A 21448-nucleotide genomic window follows, 5' to 3' on the forward strand; every position below is an offset into this window, starting at 1 on the left:
GGTCGACCAACCCGGCCTCGCCCTCGTCCTGGAAGCGGGTGACCCAGGTCCGCACGCACTTGCGCGAGAGCCCCATCGCCGCCGCGATGTGCGCCTTCTTCCACCCGTTCTGCCACCGCTGGACGATGAGTTTCCGGCCGTGGAACGTGGTGCGGGCATTACCGTGGGACACGAGAACCTCCGGGCGGATGTGGGCCTTAGGAAGCCACACCCCACTCGGAGGTTCTCCTGCGTTCAAGTCCGGCCGCCGTCACCAACGTCCTGGCCGGGTACACCTAGACCTGCCGCGCCACCAGCACCCGGAAGAGGTTGTGCAGCCGGTAGCCGCCGTCACCGGTGCGGTAGGGCTCGAGGTGCTCCAGCACCGTGTCGCGCAGCGCCTCCGGCTCGGTCCGCCGCACGGCCGAGCGGGCGAGCGGGGTGGCCATGAGCGGCCCGACCAGCTCGTCGGCGCCGGCGTAGTCGAAGGGCACGACCACCTCGTCGAGCCGCTCGACCGCCAGCCCCGCCCGCTCGGCCATCGCCCGCAGCCGGGCCGGCTCGCTCACCGCCGGCCCGCGGCGGGGCCGGCCCGGCGCCAGCGCCTCCTGCAGCACCCGCAGGTCGCACTCCCGGTCCCGGCCCCACACCGTCGCGGCGACGACCCCGCCCGCGCGCCCGGCCCGGTGCAGCACCGCGACCGGGTCGGCGACGTGCATCAGCAGCTGGACGGCGGTGACGACGTCGAACGACCCGGGCGGCGGGTCCTGCGCGTGCCGCACGAGGAACGTCCCGCCCGGGACGGCGGCGGCCGCCTCCGCGACGGCGTCCGGATCGGTGTCGACGCCGGTCACGCGGGCGCCCCGGCCGGCCGCGCGCCGGGCAAGCTCGCCGGCGCCGCAACCCAGGTCGAGCAGGCGGGTGCCGGCGGTCACCGCGGTGGCGTCGAGCACGGCCTCGTGCAGCGCCGCGCCCCAGCTCTCCGCTCCCCCGCTCACCGGGCGACCATAGACGTGCTTGACCCTGACGCGACGTCAGGCTGTTGCCTTCTCCTCGTCAGGTGAACGGAGGGATCCGATGAACGTGGGCGAGGTCGCCGCGATGGCCGGCGTCACGGTGCGCACGCTGCACCACTACGACCAGATCGGCCTGCTACGGCCGTCCGGGCGGACGTCGGCCGGCTACCGGCAGTACGCGCCGGCCGACCTCGACCGGCTGCACCAGGTGCTGGTCTACCGCGAGCTCGGGTTCCCCCTCGAGGAGGTCGCGGCCCTGCTGGACGACCCGTCCGCCGACCCCGCCGAGCACCTGCGCCGGCAGCACCGGCTGCTGCGGGACCGGCTGGAACGGACGCAGGCGATGGTCGCGGCCGTCGAGAAGGAGATGGAGGCGAGAGCCATGGGAATCGGACTGACCCCGGAGGAGCGGTTCGAGGTGTTCGGCGAGCACGACCCCGAGCAGTACGAGGCCGAGGTCGAGGAGCGCTGGGGCGAGACGGAGGCCTACGCGCAGACGAAGCGCCGGACCGCGGCGTACTCCAAGGAGGACTGGCTGCAGATCTTGGCCGAGGGCGAGGACCTCGAGGCCCGCTTCGCCGCCGCGCTGCAGACCGGCGTCCCGGCCGACTCGGATCGGGCGATGGACCTCGCGGAGGAGCACCGGCAGCAGATCAGCCGGAACTACTACGACTGCCCGCCCGAGATGCACGCCGGCCTGGGCCGGATGTACGTCGAGGACGAGCGGTTCACCGCCCACTACGACCAGCGCGCGCCCGGCCTGGCGCAGTACGTCAGCACCGCCGTCCAGGCCAACGCCGCCCGCCAGGGGTGACCGCCCTGCACCAGTGGCCGGCCGGCGAGATCGGCGATCCCGCGTGGTCACACCCGGATCAGCAGCTCCCCGTGCAGCATGCCGAGCCAGCCGTCGTCGGCGTCGGCCCAGCGCAGCCATGCATCGGCGATGCCCTGGAGGTCGCCCGGCGTCGCCAGGCCGTAGGCCACCGCCTGCTCGGCGAAGGACGACGCCGTCGCCCGCCCCGCCCACGAGCCGCCCCACCACCGCCGCTCGGCCGGGGAGGCGTAGCACCACGCCGAGGTGGAGGCCGTCACGTCCCGGAGCCCCGCCGCGTGCGCCCAGGCCAGCAGCCGGCGCCCGGCGTCGGGCTCGGCGCGGTTGCGGCGGGCCACCTGCTGGTAGAGCGCCAGCCACCGGTCGAGCCCCTCGTCGGCGGGGAACCAGGTGGTGGCCGCGTAGTCGACGTCCCGGACGGCGACCAGCCCGCCCGGCCGGCAGACCCGCGCCATCTCCCGCAGCGCGGCCACCGGGGCGGTGAGGTGCTGCAGCACCTGGTGGGCGTGGACGACGTCGAACGAGGCGTCGGGCAGGTCGAGGGCGTAGACGTCGCCGACGGCGAAGGTGACCTCGACGCCGGCGCGGTCGGCAGCGGTCCGCGCCTCGTCGAGCGGGTCCGCCGAGAGATCGAGCCCGAGCACGCGGCCGGGCGCCACGCGGGCGGCGAGGTCGACGGTGATCGTGCCGGGCCCGCACCCGACGTCGAGCAGGTCGAGCCCCGGGCGCAGCGCGGGCAGCAGGTGAGCGGCGGAGTTCTCGGCGGTGCGCCACCGGTGCGACTGGAGGACCGGCTCGGCGTGCCCGTGCGTGTAGGTGTCCACGGCCGCAGTGTGGCCCGGCGTCCCGCACCGTGGAACCGGCATCCCGAGTGGTGAGATCCCGTCGTCCTCCCCCGCCGCAGCGCGTCCTCCCTCAGCGCCCACCGTGCGGGAGGACGCGCCATGATCAGGGAACCTGATCCCGGCGGGCGGGGTCAGCCCTCGGCGAGGACCTGCTCGGCCACCGGCACCGCCCGCTCCCTGTCTGCGGGCACCAGCCCGATGCGGGTGCGGCGGTCGAGCAGGTCGGCCACCGTGCGCGCGCCCTCGTGCCGGACCGCGAAGCGCAGCTCCCCCACCGTCTCCGGCCGCCCGGCGACGACCAGCGCCGGTCCGAGCGCCTCCACCGCGGGCGCCTCGGTGCCGTACCGGGCGACCAGCCGCGCCGGTGCGGGCACCCGGTCCAGGGCCACCCGCGGCGCCGCCCCGGCGAGCGCGAGCCGCGCGGTGGCCGACCGCGCCGCCCCCCGCCCCAGCCGCGTCACGACGGCGTCCACGGCCTCCTCGGCCATCGCCCGGTAGGTGGTCAGCTTCCCGCCGACGACGGAGAGAACCGGTCCGTCCCACGCGAGCAGGTGCCGGCGGGAGAGGTCGGCGGTGGCGCCACCCGGCCCCGTGCCCGCCGACTCGGGCAGGACCAGCGGCCGGTAGCCGGAGTAGGCGCCCACCAGGTCGGCGCGGGTGAGCGGCTCGGCGAGCAGCTGGTTCACGGTGTCGAGCAGCTGCTGCACCTCGGCGTCGGACGGTGCCGCGTCGTCGTCGGGGACCGGCCCCTCGACCGGCTCGTCGGTGAGCCCGAGGTAGACCAGGCCGTCGGGCTGCGGCAGCGCGAAGACGTACCGCGAGCGGGACCCCGGCAGCGGCACGGTGAGCGCGGCCGACGGCGAACCCAGCCGCACGCCCGGCACGACGAGGTGGGAGCCGCGCGAGGGCACCAGCCGGATGCGGGGCGCGAGCCGCTGCGCCCACACCCCGGCGGCGTTCACCACCACCCCCGCCCGCACGGTGAGCGGGCCCTCGTCGGTGGTCACGTGGACGTCCGCGCCGTCGACGGCGGTGACGGTCGCGCCGGTGAGCACCCGCGCGCCGTGGGCGGCCGCCGTCCGGGCCAGGGCGACGACGAGCCTCGCGTCGTCGGTCAGCTGCCCGTCCCAGAAGACGACGCCGCCACCGCCGGGGCGCACCGCGGGCACCAGCCGGCCGACGTCGGAGGCGTCCACCCGCCGGGTCGCGGGCAGCGAGCGCCGGCCGCCGGGCACCGAGAGCCGCACCGCGTCGCCGAGCCGACCGCCCAGCTCCGCGAGCGCGGTGACGTCGCGGCCGGCGGCGTCGGGGACCAGGAAGGGCAGCGGGCGCACCAGGTGCGGCGCCGTCGCCCCCATGAGGACGGCGCGCTCGCGGGCGCTCTCCCGCGCCAGCCCGAGCTCGCCGTGGGCCAGGTACCGCAGGCCGCCGTGCACGAGCTTCGAGGACCACCGGCTGGTGCCCGCTGCCAGGTCGGTGCGCTCGCACAGCAGCACCGAGAGGCCGCGCGAGGCGGCGTCCAGGGCCACCCCGGCGCCGGTCACCCCGCCACCGACGACCACCACGTCCACGGCGGCCCCGGCGACGGCGGCCAGGTCGCGGGCGCGGCGCTCGGGTGAGAGGGAGCCGATCACCCGGTCCCCCAGCGCTGCGGCACCGGCAGACTGTAGCCGTGCCCGAGCAGCCGGAACTGACGATCCAGGGCTGGGGCCCGCGCCCCGCCACCCCGGGGGACGAGAGCCCCGACGGCGCCCTGACCAAGGCCGCGCGCCGCTACCTGACCCGCGAGCTGGGCTGGGAGCCCCGGTACACGCCGCCCGCCGCCGTGGACGAGATCCGCCTGGCGCCCTGCCGGCTGCCCGAGGAGGACCGCGCGGCCCTGGCCGGCCTGCTGGGCGAAGACCACGTGCGCACCGACCGCGACGCGCGGCTGCGCCGGGCCGGCGGCAAGAGCTACCTGGACCTGCTGCGCCGGCGGGAGGGCGACGCCTCCGACGCGCCGGACGGGGTCGTGCTCCCGGGCACCACCCAGGAGACCGCCGCACTGCTGGCGCTGTGCAGCGAGCGCGGCATCGTCGTCGTTCCGTTCGGCGGCGGCACCAGCGTCGTCGGCGGGCTGGCCGGCGTGGACGCCGACGACCGCCCGACCCTCGCCGTCGACCTCTCCCGCATGGCGTCGGTGCAGGCCCTCGACGTGCCGTCGTCGCTGGTCACGGTGGGCCCTGGCATGCGCGGGCCGGCCCTGGAGCAGGCCCTCGCCCGCGAGGGGCTGACCTTCGGCCACCTGCCGCAGAGCTGGGAGTTCGCCACGCTCGGCGGGTACGCCGCGACGCGGTCGGCGGGCCAGACCTCGACGGGGGTCGGCCGCTTCGACGAGCTCGTCGCGGGGCTCACCCTGGCGACGCCCTCGGGGGTGCTCCAGCTCGGCCACCCCCCGGCCTCGGCCGCCGGGCCCGACCTGCTCGGCCTGGCGCTGGGCTCGGAGGGGACGCTCGGCGTGATCACCGAGCTGACGCTGCGGGTGCGGCCCAAGCCCTCGGCCAGCTCCTACGAGGGCTGGTCGTTCCGCACCTGGGCGGCCGGGCTGGCCGCGCTCCAGCTGCTCGCCCGCCACGACCTGCTCCCCGACGTCGTCCGGCTCTCCGACGCCGACGAGACGAAGGCCAACCTGCTCATGGCCGCCGGCACCGGCGCGCGGGCGCTGCGGGGCGGGCTGCGGGCCCGGGGCCACGGCGAGGGGTGCCTGCTCGTCGTGGGCTGGGAGGGGGTGCCCGACCTGGTGCACGCCCGGACGCGCGCCGCCGCGGCGCTGCTGCGCGACGGCGGTGCGGTGCGGCTCGGCCGCCGGGTGGGTGATACGTGGCGCCGGCACCGGTTCGAGGCGCCCTACCTGCGCGACCGCCTCATGGACGGCGGTCTGCTGGTGGAGACGCTGGAGACCGCGGCCACCTGGACGGCGCTGCCCACCGTGTACGACACCACCCGCCGGGCGCTGCAGGAGTCGCTGGCCCGCGGCGGGCACCGGCCGCTGGTCATGGCCCACGTCTCGCACGGCTACGCCACGGGCGCCTCGCTCTACTTCACCGTGCTGGCCGACCGCGACGACGCGCTGCCCATCCAGCAGTGGCTGTCGGCCAAGCGGGCGGCGACCGACGCGCTGCTGGCCGCGGGCGGGACGCTCACCCACCACCACGCCGTCGGCGCCGACCACCGGCCGTGGCTGGAGCGCGAGGTGGGGTCGCTCGGCGTCGAGGTGCTGCGGGCGGTGAAGGAGCGGCTGGACCCCCGCGGCATCTGCAACCCCGGCGTCCTCCTCCCCGACTGATCGCCCCGCGCCATGATCAGGTGCCCTGATCGTCGAGCGTCCTCCCTCACGGTGTGCGGTGAGGGAGGACGCTTCATGATCAGGTCACCTGATCGACGCGAGGCCGGCGCGGCGCCGGGAGGGCCGGGGTCAGGGGCCCGTGACGCCGGGGCGATCTCTCAGAAGGCGTGGCCGAAGGAGAAGACGCGCTCCGGGTCGACCGCCGCCTTCACCTCGGCCAGCCGCTGGTAGACCCCGGGCGGGTAGGCCGCGGCCACCTCCCCGGGGCCGGAGACGTCACCCAGGAAGTTGGTCAGGCACCCGGCGGCCCGCCACGGCGCCATCGCCCCGAGCACGCCCCGCCCGACGGCGGGCACGATCTCGGCCAGCTCGGGCACGCCCGGCCCGACGGTCAGCATCAAGAAACCCCCGTCGCGGCCGGCCACCGCGTTGGGCACCTTCGGCGCGCGGGCGAAGGCCCCGCCGAGCTTGCGCAGCTCGACCATCATGAGCGGGATCTCCGCCTGCGGGCCGGCCACGGCCAGCAGGGCGTCGATGCCGTCGTCGGTCAGCTCGGTGAGCAGCTGCCCCTTCTCCCACGCCGGCACGGGGTCGACCGGGTCCATGTGGATGGAGTCCATCTCGTCGGTCCGCATCGGCCCGATGAAGCCGAGCAGGATCCGGCCGGCCCGCATCATCGGCTCGACCAGCCGCTGGCCCGCGTCGAAGTCGGTGCCGCAGTAGGCGTAGCGGAGGTGGACGGCGGTCTGCCCACGCAGCGGCGGCGGGAGGAACTCCATGTCGGGCAGCCGGACTATCGCGATCGAGGTGCCGACCTCCTCGGGCAGCTCGCGTGACCAGCGGCCGAAGGCGTGCAGGACGGCGGCCATGTCCTCACCGGCGAAGAAGACCCCGCCGGCGTACAGGCCGGTCAGCGGGATCAGGTCCATCTCCAGGGCGGTGACGACGCCGAAGTTGCCCTTGCCGCCGCGGACCGCCCAGAAGAGCTCGGGCTCGGAGTCGGCGGAGAGGGTGCGCTGCCGCCCGTCGGCGGTCACGATCTCCACCGCCCGGACGTGGTCGGCGGCGAACCCGTGCGTGCGGCCGAGGGAGCCCACGCCGCCGCCCAGCGTGTAGCCGATCACCCCGACGTCGGACGACGACCCGCACAACCCCGCCAGGCCGAACTCGGCGGCGGACTCCATGAGCCGCTTCCACTTCACCCCGGCCTCGACGCGGACGGTCCGCCGCTCGGGGTCGATGAACAGCCCCTGCATGCGGCGGGTGGTGATCATCATGGAACCGGCGGCGTTGCGCACCGGACCGTGGCCGGTGGCCTGGACGGCGACGCGCAGACCACGGGCGACGGCCCAGGAGACGGCGGCGGCGACGTCGGCGGCGCAGGTGGCGCCGACCGCGATCGACGGCGTGTGCTGTATCGCGACGTTCCAGGTGGCCACCTCGGCGGCCAGCCCGTCGTCACCGGCGGCGTAGACGGGACCGTGGACGAGGCCGCGGAGCACGTCGACGTCCGCCGCGGGGAACGGCGGTACGAGGGCGTTCACGGCGTCGGCGTCCAGGAGGGCGACGGGCTGCTCGGGCTCGCGGGGGAGCTCGGTGAGGGACATGCGGATTCCTCTTCGCTGCCGCGGTGGTGACCGCGGGTGGGGCACCGCGGTCGGGCCGCGGCTTCTCGGGACGGCGGAAGCGTGCGCGGCCTCGCTTGCCGCGAGCTTGGAGCCGACTTGCAGGAGCACCTTGCGGCCCGCTGCAGGTCCACCGCGCGAAAAGGGGTGCCCCCGGGGGCGCCGCGCTGGGAGCATCCTGCGGCGTGCGCTTCCGAGTCCTGGGGCCGCTCGAGGTCTCCGGCCCCGACGGCAGCCCCGCCGACGTGGGCGGGGCCAAGCCCCGGGCGCTGCTGACCCTGCTCCTGGCGGATGCCGGCCGGGTCGTCGGCATCGACCGCATCGTGAGCACGCTCTGGGGCGAGGAGCCGCCCCCGACGGTCACCGGCACCCTCCAGGCCTACGTCTCGCACCTGCGGCGGGTGCTGGAACCGGGCCGCGGCCCGCGCGAGGCGCCGACCGTGCTGATCACCCGCCCACCGGGCTACCTGCTGCAGGTCGAGGTCGACGACCTCGACCTGCTCCGCTTCGCCCGGCTGATCGAGGAGGGCGACCGCGCGGTGACCGCCGGCGCACCCGCGCGCGGCGTGGCGCTGCTGGACGAGGCGCTGGGCCTCTGGCGCGGGGAACCGCTGGCCGAGCTGGGCGACCTGCCCGCGGCCGCGAGCGACCGGCTCCGGCTCACCGAGCTGCACGTGCGCGCCCGCGAACGGCGCTGCGACGCGCTGCTCGCGGTCGGCCGCCCGGAGGCCGCCGTCCCCGACCTGCAGCACCTGGTGTCCGAGCACCCCCTCCGCGAGCGGTTGTGGGCCCGTCTCGTCACCGCCCTGTACGCCGCCGACCGGCAGGCGGAGGCGCTGGACGCCTGCCGCCGGTGCGCCGACCTGTTGCGCGACGAGCTGGGCATCGACCCCGGGCCGGAGCTGCGCGACCTGGAGCAGGCCGTGCTGCGGCAGGACCCGCGCCTGCTGGAGCGGCTGCCCCGCCCCGTCCTGCCGCCGGCTCCCGCGCCTGCGCCGAGCGCCTCGGTGGACGCGCTGGTCGGCCGCCGGGCGGAGCTCGACCAGGTGCGCGCGGTCGCCGAGCAGGTGGCCGGCGGGCGGTCCGCCGTCGTCGTCCTCGAGGGGGAGGCGGGCATCGGGAAGACCCGGCTCGCCGAGACGGTCGCCGACGGTGCCCGGCTGCTGGGGTGGCCGGTGGCGTGGAGCCGCTGCGCCGACGACACGGGTGCGCCGCCCCTGTGGCCGTGGACGCAGGTGCTCGAGCAGCTGGGCCAGCCGGAGCTGGTCCCCGACGAGGCGGCCGGGGACGACGCCGACGCAGCGCGCTTCCGGCTGTTCCAGGACCTGCGCGCCCGGCTGACCGCCGCGGCATCCCACCCGGCGCTCGTCGTCCTCGAGGACCTGCAGGGCGCCGACACCACGTCGGTGCAGCTGCTCGGCCTGCTCGCCCGCCACCTCCCCCGAGCGCCGGTGCTGCTGGTCGTCACCGCGCGGACCGTCGGCGAGCCGCTGCCCGAGGCCGTCGCGGACTGCCTGGCCCGGCTGGCCCGCGAGCCCGCCGCCACCTGCCTGCGGCTGCGCGGGCTGGACGCCGACGACGTCGCCGCGCTCCTGACCGCCCAGCTGGGCTCCCCGGGCGACCGCGCGCTGGCCGCCACCGTGCACGACCGCACCGGCGGCAACCCGTTCTTCGTCGTCGAGCTGTCGCGCTGGATGGTCGGCGCCCACGACCTCCACCTGGACGTCGTCCCGGTCCCGCCGTCGGTCGGGGAGGTGCTGCGCACCCGGCTCGCCCGGCTGCCCGCGGGCGCCCGCGAGGTGCTCGAGCTGGCCGCCGTCGTCGGCCGCGAGGTGTCCCTGGGCCTCCTGGAGGCGGCCGGCGTCGCCGTGGACGACGCGCTCACGGCGATGGACTCCGCCCTCGCCGTCGGCCTGGTGGTCGAGGGCGGGCGGCCGTGGAGCTGGCGGTTCGCCCACGCGCTCGTGCAGGAGGTGCTGGCCGGCGACCTGCCCGCGGTGCGGCGGGCGCGGCTGCACGCCCGCGTCGGCGAGGCGCTCGAACGGCGGCTCACGACGTCCACGGACGACGGGCTCGTGGAACGGCTCACCCACCACTTCGTCGAGGCGCTCCCCGTGGTCGGGCCCGGCCCGGCGCTGCTCTACCTGGGGGCGGCCGCCCGCGCCGCGCGGGCCCGGCTGGCCCACGGCGAGGCCGCCGCGCACGGCCGGCGGGCGCTGCAGCTGCTCGACCCGGAGGCGCCGGACGCGGCGCGCACCCGGCACGACCTGCTCACCGCCCTGGGCAACGACCTGCTCCGCAGCGGCCAGCTGACCGAGGCGCGCGAGGTGGTGGCCGAGGCGATCGGCCTGGCCCGCCAGCTCGACGACCGGGAGTGCCTCGCCGAGGCGGCGGCGGTCTGGGGCAGCGTCACGCTGTGGAACTGGCGGCCGCACGGGGTGGTCGACGAGGACATGGTCGCCGTCCTGGAGGACCTGCTCGCCGAGCGCGGGGACGGCGACGACCCGACCACCGCCCGGTTGCTGGGCACCCTCGGTGTCGAGCTGGCGTTCGGCCCCGACGACCGCGGGGTGCGGGCCGCCGGGCAGGCGGTCGCGATGGCGCGGCGGATCGGCGACCCGGAGCTGCTGGGCCGGACGCTGAACAACCTGAGCCTGGCGGTGTGGGGGCGTCCGGGCGCCGCCGAGCTGCGGCTGGCGGCGGCCGACGAGTCGTTGGAGCTGGCCGGTCGCGGGCTGCCGCGGCGCACCGAGTTCCTGGCGCACCTGCACCGGGCGGCGATCCGGCTGCACCTCGGCGACCTGGCCGGGTTCGAGGCCGATCACGCCCAGGCCCGGCGGCTGGCGGTGTCGCTGAGCGGGCCGGAGGTGCGCCCGCACGTGCTGTGGCAGGCCGGCGGGCTGGCCTGGCTGCGCGGCAACGCCGCCCGCGCGGAGGAGCTCACCACCGAGGCCTACGAGCTCTTCCGGCGGGTCACCCCCCACGCGCGGCACGCCTACGCGGCGCACCAGTTCACCCTGCGGCGGGCCGACCACCGCCAGGGCGAGACGCTGCCGCTGCTGGTCGAGACCGGGGACGAGGGCAACCCGCTGCTGCAGGAGATGGCGGTGCTGGCCGCGGCCGAATCGGGCGACCTGGCCGAGGCCCGCCGGCTGCGCGCGCGCTGGGGCCGCACGCTGGTGCGCGACTGGGCCAGCGACGTCGCCCTGTACCTGCAGGCCGAGAGCTCGCTGTGGCTGGGGGACGAGCGGGACTGGGCGTCGGCGGCGGAGTCGCTGCTCCCCTACCGCGGCCGGCAGGCGGTGCTCGGGACGCCGGCGCTCACGCTCGGCGCCTACGACGAGCTGCTGGGCCGGATCGCCGAGCGGCTGGCCGACCAGGACGGCGCGCGGCGGTGGTGGACGGCGGCCCGGGAGCAGGGCGCGCTGGTCGGCTCACCGCACCAGGTGGCGCTGGCCGAGTCCCACCTGCGCCGGGTCGCGGCCGAGCCGACCCCCGCCTGACCCCGGACGCGGGGTCCCGGCCCCCCGGCAGTCCCAGCCCGGAGACGCCGTCCTCCCTCGCCGTGGCGCGTCCTCCCTCACCGTCTGCAGTGAGGGAGGACGCTCGATGATCAGGTCACCTGATCATCGCGGGGTGCGGCTCAGGCGGTGGTGGCGATGCCGCCGTCGACCGGGATGACCGCGCCGGTGACGTAGGCGCCCGCCCGCGAGGAGAGGTAGACGACGACGCCGGCCATGTCGTCGGGGCGCCCGATGCGGCCCAGCGGCGACTTGGCCGCGATCTCGGACCCGAAGGCGTCCAGCGTGGCGGCCATCATCTTCGACTCGAACGGCCCGGGCGCGACGGCGTTGACGGTGATGCCCTGGGGCCCGAGCTCCTTGGCCAGCACGCGGGTGAGCTGGTGCAGCCCGGCCTTGCTCGCGGCGTAGGAGTAGGTCGGCATCGGGTTGACGTGCAGGCCGTCGATGCTGCCGACGTTGACGATGCGCGCCGGGTCGCCCTCGGCCGCCGCGGCCCGGAGCCTGGGCAGGAACGCGCGGGTGAGGAAGAAGGGCGACTTCAGGTTCAGGTCGAGCAGCTTGTCCCAGGCAGACTCGGGGAAGGTCTCCAGCGGCTCGCCCCAGGTGGCGCCGGCGTTGTTCACCAGGACGTGCACCCGCTCCTCGTGCCGGCCCACCTCCTCGGCCAGGCGGATGCACTCGGCCTCGGTGGAGAGGTCGGCCGGGGTGGAGACGACGGTGCCGAACTCGGCGAGCTCCGCCGCCGCGGCGTCCCCGGCCTCGGCCTTCCGTGAGCTGATGTAGACCTTCGCCCCCGCCTGCAGCAGGCCCCGGGCCATCATCAGGCCGATGCCGCGGGTGCCCCCGGTGACCACAGCCACCTTGCCGGTCAGGTCGAACAGGTCCACGGGTACCTCCGGTTCGGCGTCGCGGCGCCGTCATCGGCACCGACCCCGCACCCTAACGAGGCGGTCCGCACGCTCCTCCACGACGCCGTCCTCGCCGACCTGTGCCAGCCTGGCGGTCATGATCGAACCCGCCGCGACCCCGGGGGCCACGAGCGAGGTCGGCCCGCTGCGCACCGTGATGCTGCACCGCCCCGGCCCCGAGCTGCGCCGGCTCACGCCGCGGAACAACGACCAGCTCCTCTTCGACGGCGTCCCGTGGGTGACCCGCGCCCAGGACGAGCACGACGCCTTCGCCCAGGCGCTCAGCGACCGCGGCGTCGAGGTGCTGCACCTGGCCACGTTGCTGGCCGAGGTGCTCGCGGTACCCGCCGCGCGGTCCGACCTGATCGGTGCCGCCGTCGACGACCCGCGGCTGGGCGCGACCCTGCAGCGCGACGCCACCCGCCACCTGACGGGGCTCTCCCCGGACGACCTGGCGACGGCGCTCATCGCGGGCCTGGCGCACGACGAGCTGCGCGGCCACGGGCTGGCCTACCAGATCATGGACCGCTCGGACTTCGTGGTGCCCCCGCTGCCGAACCTGCTGTTCACCCGCGACTCGTCGGTGTGGATCGGCGGCGAGGTGGCGGTGACCTCCCTGGCCATGCCCGCGCGGCACCGGGAGAGCACCATCACCGCCGCCATCTACACCCACCACCCCCGCTTCGCCGGGTCCGGGCAGCTGTACTCGCCGGGGCTCGAGCACCTGGAGGGCGGGGACGTGCTGCTCCTGGCCGAGGGCGTGGTCGCCGTCGGCGTGGGCGAGCGGACGACGCCCGGTGGTGCCGAGCGGCTGGCGCGGCGGGTCTTCGCCCGCGGGCTGGCGCACACGGTGCTCGTCGTCCCCATCGCCCAGGAGCGGGCCACCATGCACCTGGACACGATCGCCACCATGGTCGACGTCGACGCGATGGTGATGTACCCGGCGGTGGCCGACTCGCTGGCCGCCTGGACGGTCACGGCGCCCGACGGCTGCCCCGCCGACGACGCCGACACGACCGACCTCGTCGTCAGCGGCCCGGAGCCGTTCGTGGCGGCGGCGGCGCACGCGATGGGCATCGACAAGCTGCGAGTGATCGACACCGGCCTGGACCCGGTGACCGCCGAGCGGGAGCAGTGGGACGACGGCAACAACACCCTCGCCCTGGCCCCGCGGCTGACGGTGGCCTACGAGCGCAACACGGTCACCAACGCCGCGCTCGAGGCGGCCGGCATCGAGGTCGTGCGCATCGCGGGCTCGGAGCTCGGCAGCGGCCGCGGCGGCCCGCGCTGCATGTCCTGCCCGGTCTCCCGCGCCCCGCTCTGAGCCCTTCGCGGCGAGCGGCGGGCTACGACCGGGGGACCTCCCGCTCCGACGAGCCACACCGGTGATCCAGGCCACTACGCTGCCAACTTCCTGCGCCGGCCCGGCGCTCGGCGGAGGGACGGTGCGGTGGCAGGCACGGGGACGGCACGGCGGACCGGCCGGATCGCGGGGATCGGCGGCGGGCTCGTCGGCTACCTGGTCTTCGTCGAGTTCACCAGCGGCGTGCTGCAGGGCTACTACGTCCCGCTGCTGACCGACATCGCCCGCTACCTCGGGGTCAACGACGCCGACGTCAACTGGCTCGAGGCCGCCCAGCTCATGCTCTCGGCGATCGCGGTTCCGGTGCTGGCCAAGCTCGGTGACCTGCACGGGCACCGGCGGGTGCTCCTCTGGTCCTCCGTCGTCGTCGCGCTCTCCACCGTCGTGCTGGCCTTCGCGCAGAGCTTCCCGCTGTTCCTCGTCGCCTGGGCGCTGCAGGGCATGTACGTCGTCTGGCTGCCGCTGCAGGTGGCGCTCATCTGGGACCGGTCCCGCCGGACCCCCGGCGCGGCGAGCCAGACCCGCCGCGCGACCGGGCTGATCGTCGCCGCCCTGCAGGCCGGCGCGATCGTGGGGGCGCTCACCGGCGGGCAGATCGGGCAGAGCCTCGCCGACTCGTTCTGGCTGGTGCTCATGGCGCCGCTGGTCCTGGTCGTCGGCGTCTGCGTCGTCGTCGCCCTGCGCGTGCCGGAGAGCCAGGACCGCACCGGCGGCAGCATCGACACGACCGGCGCCGCGGTGCTGAGCCTCGTGCTGCTGGTCATCACCGGCGGCCTGAGCTTCGTCCGCCGCAACGAGGACGCGCTCTGGCCGTGGGCGGTGACCGCGCTCGGGCTGCTGCTGCTGGTCCCGTTCGTGCTCTACGAGCTGCGCCAGGACGACCCGCTGGTCGACTTCCGGGTGCTGCGCAGCTCCTCGATGTGGCCGGTGCAGCTCACCGCCGGGCTCTTCGGCATCAGCGTGCTCGGCGCCCAGGGCCCGCTGTCGACGTACGCGCGCACCGACCCGGAGGTGTACGGCTACGGGCTGGGCCTCTCCACCAGCGAGGTGTCGGTCGTCATCGGCGCCTACGTGATCTCCATGCTGGTCGGCGCGAGCCAGTTCTCGCGGGTCAGCCGGCTGACCACGCCCCGGCGCACGCTGATCGGGGCAGCCACCCTCACCGGCACCGGCTACCTGCTCCTCGTGCCCTTCCACGACACGCTCGCCCAGATGCTCACCTGCATCGCGATCGCCGGGCTGGGCTCCGGTGCGCTGGTCGCGGCCCTGCCGGCGGCCGCCGCAGCCGCGGCCCCGGTCGGCCGCACGGCGGTGGCCACCGGCCTGACGAACACGACCAAGGTGCTCGGCGGGTCGTTCGCCTCCGCGACCTTCGCCCTCGCGCTGGCCTCGAACGTGCCGCTCCTGCCCGACGGGTCGGCCGGCACCGCCGGATCGCTGTCGGGATACATCACCGTGTGGGTCGTCTGCGGCTCGGCGGCGCTGCTGGCCGCGCTGGCGCTGCTCGTCGTCCCGAAGCTGGCCTTCTCCGACCCGTCCGTCCCCGATCCCGCCGAGGAGTCCCGAGCATGAGGCGCGCGCTGGCCCTGGCCGCGACCGGAGCCGCCGCCGCGGCCGCCACCACGACCGCCCGGCGGGTCGCCCGCTTCCGGCCGGTGGAGCAGCCGGTCCCACCGGTCGACCTGACCGGTCTGGACGCCGACGCCGCGGCGCAGCGGCTCGCCGAGCTGATCCGCATCCCGACGATCTCCTCCCGGGACGCCGACCAGGTGGACGCCGCGGCGTTCGAGGCCTACCGCGCCCGGCTCGCCGAGCTGTACCCGCGCACCCACGAGGCCCTGGAACGCGAGGTGCTCGGGGTCGGCGCGCTGCTCTACCGCTGGCGGGGCAGCACGGACGAGCCGCCGCTGGTGCTCATGGCGCACTACGACGTCGTCCCGGTCGCCGGCCAGGAGTGGACCCGCGACCCGTTCTCCGGGCTGGTCGAGGACGGCTGCGTGCACGGCCGCGGCGCGATCGACGACAAGGGCACGATGGTCGCGATCCTCGAGGCCGTCGAGGCGCTGGTCGCCGAAGGCTTCACGCCCCGGCGCGACGTCTACCTCTCGTTCGGCGACGACGAGGAGGTCGCCGGCGTCGGCGCCCGGCTGGCCGTCGAGGCGTTCACCTCCCGCGGCATCCGGCCCTGGGCGGTCGTCGACGAGGGCGGCGCGGTGGTGAGCGGGATGTTCCCCGGCGTCCCGGGGCAGGTCGCCGTCGTCGGGCTGGCGGAGAAGGGCCTGCTGGACGTCGAGCTCGTCACCACCGACGCCGGCGGGCACGCCTCCTCCCCGGCCCCGGGCGGCGCACCGGCGCGGCTGGCGAAGGCGATCCTCGCCCTGGAGGCCGACCCGTTCCCCGCCCGGCTGCACGACGTCGTCCTCGGCATGATCGACGCCGTCGGCCGGCGGGCCCCGCTCGGCCACCGCGCGCTGTTCGCGCACGCCGCCCAGCTGCGGCCGGTGCTGGCGTCCGTGCTGGCCCGGGCCGGCCGGGAGGCGGGTGCGATGGTGCGGACGACGGTCGCCGTCACCCGCCTCGAGGGCAGCCGGGCCTCCAACGTGCTGGCCACCCGGGCCCTGGCGCACCTGAACATCCGGATCGCGCTGGGCGAGAGCGTGCAGTCGACGGTGGAGCGGCTGCACCGCGTGATCGACGACCCGACGGTGGAGGTCCGGGTCGTGTCGGGCAACGACCCGTCACCGGTCTCACGGGCCGACAACGAGGCGTTCGCGCTGATCGGCGCGGCCGCGCGCGCGACCTACCCCGAGGCCGTCGTGGCGCCGTACGTGATGGTGCAGGCCAGCGATGCCCGGCACTTCAGCCAGATCTGCGACAGCGTGTACCGCTTCATGCCCTTCGACCTGAGCCGGGAGGAGCTGTCGGCGCTGCACGCGGCCGACGAGCGCATCTCGGTCGCCGCCCTGCACCGGGGTGCGGGCTTCTTCCGCCACCTGGTCCGCCACCTCTGAGCCGCTCCCCGGGAGCTCCGCCTCTCCCCACACCGGGTGGGCAGAGGCGGAGCCGCCGGGACGGGTTCACAGTCGCTGGTTGAGGCGGTGGTAGGCCGCGCTCCAGCGCAGCTCGTTGGCCAGCGAGCGCCGGGTGGTGCCGGCGTCGATGAGCACCAGCTCGGTCGCGAAGATCTCGGCGAGGTCGGTGAGCTCGTCGGCGCCGAGCTGGGTGGTCAGCACCGTGTGGTGCGGGCCCCCGGCGGTCAGCCAGCCCTCGGTGGACGTCGAGAAGTCAGGCCGCGGCTCCCACACCGCCCGCGCGACGGGCAGGTTCGGCAGCGGCTCGGACGGCGGCACGACGTCGATCTCGTTGGCCACCCAGCGGAAGCGGTCGCCGAGGTCGGCCCAGCCGATCACGACGCCCTCAGCGGGCGCCGCGTCGAAGACCAGCCGGGCCGGGTCCTCGCGACCCCCGATCGAGAGCGGGTGCACCTCCAGCGAGGGCCGCCCGGCGGCGATGGTCGGGCAGACCTCGAGCATGTGGGCGCCGAGGATCTTCGGCGTCTCCGAGGCCAGGTCGTAGGTGTAGTCCTCCATGAACGAGGTGCCACCGGGGAGCCCGGCCGCGGCCGTCTTCAGCACGCGCAGCAGCGCGGCGGTCTTCCAGTCGCCCTCGCCGCCGAAGCCGTAGCCGTCGGCCATGAGCCGCTGCACGGCCAGCCCGGGCAGCTGCCGCAGGCCGCCGAGGTCCTCGAAGTTGGTCGTGAACGCGCCGAAGCCGCCTTCGGTGAGGAAGCGGCGCAGCGCCACCTCGATCCGCGCCTGGTACCGGACGGCGTCGTGCTGGGCGCCCCCGGGCCGGACGTCGGCCGCCATCTCGTACAGGTCGCCGTACTCCTGCACCAACGTGTCGACGTCCTCGTCCGCCACGGCGTCCACCACGGCCACCAGGTCGTTGACGCCCCAGGTGCTCACGGACATCCCGAACCGGAGCTGCGCCTCGACCTTGTCGCCCTCCGTCACCGCGACGTCGCGCATGTTGTCGCCGAAGCGCGCCAGCTTCAGCTCCCGCGCGGCGGCGGCGCCGACGGCCGCCCGCGCCCAGGAACCGACCCGTGCCCGCACGGCCGGGTTGCCGACGTGGCCGGCGACCGTCGCGCGCGGCTGGCGCAGCCGGGTGAGGACGAACCCGTGCTCCCGGTCGCCGTGGGCGGCCTGGTTGAGGTTCATGAAGTCCATGTCGATCGTCGCCCACGGGAGGGCGGCGTCGGCCTGGGTGTGCAGGTGCAGCAGAGGCGTGCGCAGCGCGTCGACGCCGGCGATCCACATCTTCGCGGGCGAGAACGTGTGCATCCAGGTGATGACGCCGAGGCACGCCGGGTCCTCGTTGGCCTCGCCCATGATGCGCCGGATGGCGTCGGCGTCGGTCAGCACCGGCTTCCAGACCACGCGGACGGGCACCTCGCCGGCCTCGTCGAGGGCGGCGGCCACACGTCGGGACTGCTCCGCGACCTGCTGGAGGGTCTCGTCGCCGTACAGCCCCTGGCTGCCGGTCAGGAACCAGACCTCGCGGTCGTCGAACGGGGCAGTCACACGTTCCTCCATCAGCGTTGTCCGTACACGTTCTGGTACCGGGCGTAGAGCGAGTCGATGTCCGCCTGCGCGATCGGGATGGGCTCCCCGAGCTGGCGGGAGAGGTGCACCGTGCGCGCGACGTCCTCGGTCATGACGGCGGCCTTGACCGCGGCCTTGGCATCGCGGCCGACGGTGAAGACGCCGTGGTTCTGCATGAGCACGGCCGGCGAGCGGGAGCCCCGCAGCGTGGCGACGACGCCCTGGCCGATCGAGTCGTCGCCGATGAGCGCGAACGGGCCGACCGGGATCGGCCCGCCGAACTCGTCGGCCATCGCCGTCAGCACGCACGGGATCTCCTCCCCGCGAGCGGCCCAGGCCGCGGCGTACGGGCTGTGCGTGTGCACCTGCCCGCCGACGTCGGCCATGTGGCGGTAGACGTAGGCGTGGGCGGCGGTGTCCGAGGACGGCGCCTTGACCCCGTCGACGACCTCCCCGTCCAGGTCGCAGACGGTGATGCCCTCCCACGTCAGCTCGTCGTAGGAGACGCCGCTGCCCTTGATCACGAACAGGTCCTCGCCGGGGACGCGGGCGGACACGTTGCCCGCCGTCCAGGTCACCAGCGCGTAGCGGGTGAGCTCGGCGTGCAGCGCGGCGACGTGCTCGCGCAGCTCGCGGTGGGTGCCCCGCTCGGTGCGGGTCTGCGTGTCGGTCATGCCAACTCCTCGGTCAGGACGGCGGAGGGCGTCTCGGGTCCGGCGGTCCGCGGCGTACCGGCCCCTACGTGCTCCACGGCTGCGCGCTCGACCGGGAGCGCGGCGACGTACCGCTGCATGAACGCGTCGAACCCCTCGACGTCGGCGGGGTCGGGCTCCACGGTCAGGCCCGTGCCGGTGAAGACCGTCCTGTCCAGGTAGTCCGCCAGGCTCTGCCCGGGCGCAGCCCGGGTGGCGAAGGCGGCCAGGACGGCGATGCCCCAGGCGCCCCCCTCGCCGGCGACGTCGCCGACGGAGACCGGGGTGTCGATGGCAGCGGCCAGGAAGCGTTGTGCGACGCCCTCGGTCTTGAACAGGCCACCGTGCGCGAACATCCGGTCCAGCCGCACGCCCTCGGTCTTCTGCAGGACGTCCATGCCGATCCTGAGCGTCGCCAGGGACGAGTACAGGTGGGCCCGCATGAAGGTTCCGAGGTCCAACCGGCTGCCCGGGGAGCGCAGGAACAGCGGCCGGCCCTCCTCGAGCCCGGTGATCGGCTCCCCGGAGAGGTAGTTGTAGGCCAGCATCCCGCCGCCGTCGCTCGCCCCGCCCAAGGCTGCGGTGAAGAGCGTCCCGAAGACCTCCGACGGGCCGGCGTCGGAACCCAGCGCGCGGGCGAACTCGGTGAACAGCCCGGCCCAGGCGTCCAGCTCGCTGGCCCCGTTGTTGCAGTGCACCATCGCCACCGGGTCCCCGGCCGGCGTGGTGACCAGGTCCAGCTCGCGGTGCGGCCGGGCGAGCGCGCGCTCGAGCACGACCATGGCGAAGATCGACGTCCCGGCGGAGACGTTGCCGGTGCGCGGGGCGACCGAGTTGGTGGCGACCATCCCCGTGCCCGCGTCACCTTCGGGTGGGCACAGCGGGCTCCCGGGGCGCAGCCGCCCGGTCGGGTCCAGCAGGGCCGCGCCCGTCTCGGTGAGCATCCCGGCCGGCCGGCCGGCGACCGCGATCGCGGGTAGCAAGTCGGCCAGGCTCAGCTCGACCCCGGCCTCGGCGGCCAGCTGGTCGAACCGGGCCAGCATCGTGGCGTCGTACCCACCGGTGGCGCCGTCGATCGGGAACATGCCGCTGGCATCCCCGATGCCGAGGACCTTCTCGCCGGTGAGCTGCTCGTGCACGTGGCCGGCCAGGGTCGTCAGGTGGTCCAGGCGGCCGATGTGGTCCTCGCCGTCCAGGATCGCCTGGTACAGGTGCGCGACGCTCCACCGGTGCGGGATGTTGACGCCGAACTCCGCGCTGAGCCGCTCGGCCGCACGGCCCGTGTTCGTGTTGCGCCAGGTGCGGAAGGGCGTGAGCAGCTCGCCGTCGGCGTCGAACGCGAGGTAGCCGTGCATCATCGCCGACACGCCGAGGGAGCCGACCGCTCCCAGCTCGATCCCGTGGCGGCGCCGAAGGTCCTCGGCCAGGGCCGCGACGCTCTGCTGCACACCCGTCCAGACGGCCTCCAGCGAGTACGTCCACAGCCGGTCCACGAGCTGGTTCTCCCAGTCGTGGCTGCCCACGGCGAGCGGAGCGTGGTCGGGACCGATCAGCACCGCCTTGATCCGGGTCGAGCCGAGCTCGATCCCCAGGGCCGTGCGACCGAGGGTGATCGCCTCACCGGGCCGCATACCCGCACCGACCTCACCCATCAGGCCTCCCGCCTCGTCGTTGTGATCGTTCACATCAGCCTGTCACGGGGTGCCGGCGGACCGGTGCTGGACCGGACCACCAGACTCGCCGGCACCGGGTCCGGGTGCGGCTCCTCACCCCGGAGCCGGCCCAGGACCAGGTCCACCCCGCGCCGGCCCAGCTCGGCGAAGTCCTGCCGGACGGTGGTCAGGGGCGGGACGAAGTACGGCGCCTCGGGCAGGTCGTCGAACCCGACGACGCTCAGGTCGCCGGGCACCGAGAGACCGGCGTCGTGCAGCGCCGCCAGCAGGCCGAGGCTCATCTGGTCGTTGGCGGAGAACACCGCCGTGATCGGTTCACCGTCCCGGCGCCGCGCCACGACCGCCTGGCCGGCCGCGTAGCCGGAGGCCGGCGTCCAGTCGCCACGCGGCAGCGCCTCGGGCACCGGCACGCCGGCGGCGCGCAGCTCGGCGCGCCAGCCGTCGGTACGGCCACGGGCCTCCTGCGAGTCGGCCGGCCCCGGGAGGTGGTGCACCGTCCGGTGCCCGAGGTCGAGCAGGTGCCGGACCGCCGTCCGGGCCCCCGCCACCTGGTCGATCGCCACCGCGGGCCGGTCGTCGGCACCACCCACCTGGACGGCGACGAGCGGGACCGGCGGCGCCAGCCGGCTCACCGCGTCGGCCGCGTCGTCGTAGGTGGACAGGGCGACGACGGCGTCCACCCCGTGGGCGACCAGGTCGTCGACCGCCGTCCGCATCGCCTCCGCGGTGGCCTCGTCGAGGATGGTCACCGACAGCGCGTACCCGGCTGCCCGGGCCGCCTTCTCCAGGCCGATCATCGTCTGCGCCGGCCCGTACTGGGCGATGTTGACGGTGACCAGCCCGAGGGTGCGGCTCGACCCGGTGACCAGGGCACGGGCAGCACGGTTCGGCCGGTAGCCGAGCTCGAGGATCGCCTGCCGCACGCGTTCCCGGGTGAGCGGCGCGACGCTGGGGTGATCGTTGATCACCCGCGACACCGTCTGGTAGGACACGCCCGCTCGCTGCGCGACGTCGGCCAGGCCGGGGGCGCGGGTCCCCGTCACCTCGGCAGCCATGGAG

The 21448-nt window shown here is 75.5% G+C and carries 16 protein-coding genes; 6 read left to right on the forward strand and 10 right to left on the reverse strand.

Features of this window, described 5'->3' with window-relative positions:
- Together ACI79P_RS18310 and ACI79P_RS18315 are read right to left on the reverse strand one after the other, a co-directional pair.
- On the reverse strand, positions 1 to 172 hold a 172-nt coding region (locus ACI79P_RS18310), incomplete at its 3' end, for a helix-turn-helix domain-containing protein (protein ID WP_456581648.1).
- A gap of 103 nt (positions 173 to 275) precedes the next feature.
- A complete protein-coding gene (locus tag ACI79P_RS18315) occupies positions 276 to 977 on the reverse strand; it encodes a class I SAM-dependent methyltransferase (protein WP_456582494.1) in 702 nt (233 codons plus the stop codon).
- A 79-nt stretch (positions 978 to 1056) separates the two neighbouring features.
- On the opposite strand from ACI79P_RS18315, the gene ACI79P_RS18320 reads away from it, so the two are divergent.
- On the forward strand, positions 1057 to 1809 hold the full coding sequence (locus ACI79P_RS18320) for a MerR family transcriptional regulator (protein ID WP_456582495.1): 753 nt from the start codon (positions 1057 to 1059) through the stop codon (positions 1807 to 1809).
- A 47-nt stretch (positions 1810 to 1856) separates the two neighbouring features.
- Here ACI79P_RS18320 and ACI79P_RS18325 read toward each other — a convergent pair whose 3' ends face one another.
- Together ACI79P_RS18325 and ACI79P_RS18330 are read right to left on the reverse strand one after the other, a co-directional pair.
- Entirely contained in the window at positions 1857 to 2651 is a 795-nt protein-coding gene (locus tag ACI79P_RS18325) for a methyltransferase domain-containing protein (RefSeq protein WP_456582496.1), read from the reverse strand.
- A gap of 152 nt (positions 2652 to 2803) precedes the next feature.
- Positions 2804 to 4306, reverse strand: coding sequence for a glycerol-3-phosphate dehydrogenase/oxidase (locus ACI79P_RS18330; protein ID WP_456582497.1), 1503 nt, complete (start codon positions 4304 to 4306; stop codon positions 2804 to 2806).
- A gap of 38 nt (positions 4307 to 4344) precedes the next feature.
- Here ACI79P_RS18330 and ACI79P_RS18335 point away from each other — a divergent pair, with 38 nt between their 5' ends.
- Positions 4345 to 5997, forward strand: coding sequence for an FAD-binding oxidoreductase (locus ACI79P_RS18335; RefSeq protein ID WP_456582498.1), 1653 nt, complete (start codon positions 4345 to 4347; stop codon positions 5995 to 5997).
- A gap of 158 nt (positions 5998 to 6155) precedes the next feature.
- Here ACI79P_RS18335 and ACI79P_RS18340 read toward each other — a convergent pair whose 3' ends face one another.
- A complete protein-coding gene (locus ACI79P_RS18340) occupies positions 6156 to 7604 on the reverse strand; it encodes an FAD-binding oxidoreductase (protein WP_456582499.1) in 1449 nt (482 codons plus the stop codon).
- A gap of 203 nt (positions 7605 to 7807) precedes the next feature.
- Between ACI79P_RS18340 and ACI79P_RS18345 the strand changes: the two genes are divergently transcribed.
- Positions 7808 to 11125 (forward strand): BTAD domain-containing putative transcriptional regulator, encoded by a 3318-nt coding sequence (locus ACI79P_RS18345; RefSeq protein ID WP_456582500.1) that lies wholly within the window; start codon positions 7808 to 7810, stop codon positions 11123 to 11125.
- A 140-nt stretch (positions 11126 to 11265) separates the two neighbouring features.
- Here ACI79P_RS18345 and ACI79P_RS18350 read toward each other — a convergent pair whose 3' ends face one another.
- Positions 11266 to 12033 carry an SDR family oxidoreductase gene (locus ACI79P_RS18350; protein WP_456582501.1) on the reverse strand — a complete coding sequence of 256 codons (768 nt, stop codon included), beginning with the start codon at positions 12031 to 12033 and terminating at the stop codon, positions 11266 to 11268.
- Positions 12034 to 12151: 118 nt separating this feature from the next.
- On the opposite strand from ACI79P_RS18350, the gene ACI79P_RS18355 reads away from it, so the two are divergent.
- The 3 genes from ACI79P_RS18355 (at position 12152) to ACI79P_RS18365 (ending at position 16428) form a co-directional block, all read left to right on the forward strand.
- Positions 12152 to 13378 carry an arginine deiminase gene (locus tag ACI79P_RS18355; RefSeq protein ID WP_456582502.1) on the forward strand — a complete coding sequence of 409 codons (1227 nt, stop codon included), beginning with the start codon at positions 12152 to 12154 and terminating at the stop codon, positions 13376 to 13378.
- A gap of 126 nt (positions 13379 to 13504) precedes the next feature.
- Complete coding sequence (locus ACI79P_RS18360; protein WP_456582503.1) at positions 13505 to 14989, forward strand: MFS transporter; 1485 nt, start codon at positions 13505 to 13507, stop codon at positions 14987 to 14989.
- Positions 14986 to 16428 (forward strand): M20/M25/M40 family metallo-hydrolase, encoded by a 1443-nt coding sequence (locus tag ACI79P_RS18365; protein WP_456582504.1) that lies wholly within the window; start codon positions 14986 to 14988, stop codon positions 16426 to 16428. Before ACI79P_RS18360 ends, ACI79P_RS18365 begins: the two co-directional genes overlap by 4 nt.
- A 66-nt stretch (positions 16429 to 16494) precedes the next feature.
- Here the strand turns inward: ACI79P_RS18365 and araA are convergent, their stop codons facing one another.
- The 4 genes from araA to ACI79P_RS18385 are packed head-to-tail and all read right to left on the reverse strand — an operon-like array spanning position 16495 to position 21444.
- The gene (gene araA / locus ACI79P_RS18370) at positions 16495 to 18003 is read right to left on the reverse strand and encodes an L-arabinose isomerase (protein WP_456582505.1); all 1509 of its coding nucleotides are present in this window, start codon (positions 18001 to 18003) and stop codon (positions 16495 to 16497) included.
- Between the two features lie 11 nt (positions 18004 to 18014).
- Positions 18015 to 18698, reverse strand: a complete 684-nt coding sequence (locus tag ACI79P_RS18375) for an L-ribulose-5-phosphate 4-epimerase (RefSeq protein WP_456582506.1) — start codon at positions 18696 to 18698, stop codon at positions 18015 to 18017.
- Positions 18695 to 20368 carry a xylulokinase gene (locus tag ACI79P_RS18380; RefSeq protein ID WP_456582507.1) on the reverse strand — a complete coding sequence of 558 codons (1674 nt, stop codon included), beginning with the start codon at positions 20366 to 20368 and terminating at the stop codon, positions 18695 to 18697. Before ACI79P_RS18380 ends, ACI79P_RS18375 begins: the two co-directional genes overlap by 4 nt.
- A 29-nt stretch (positions 20369 to 20397) precedes the next feature.
- Complete coding sequence (locus tag ACI79P_RS18385) at positions 20398 to 21444, reverse strand: LacI family DNA-binding transcriptional regulator (RefSeq protein WP_456582508.1); 1047 nt, start codon at positions 21442 to 21444, stop codon at positions 20398 to 20400.
- Between the last annotated feature and the right edge of the window lie 4 nt (positions 21445 to 21448).

Source organism: Blastococcus sp. SYSU DS0510 (assembly GCF_054050835.1).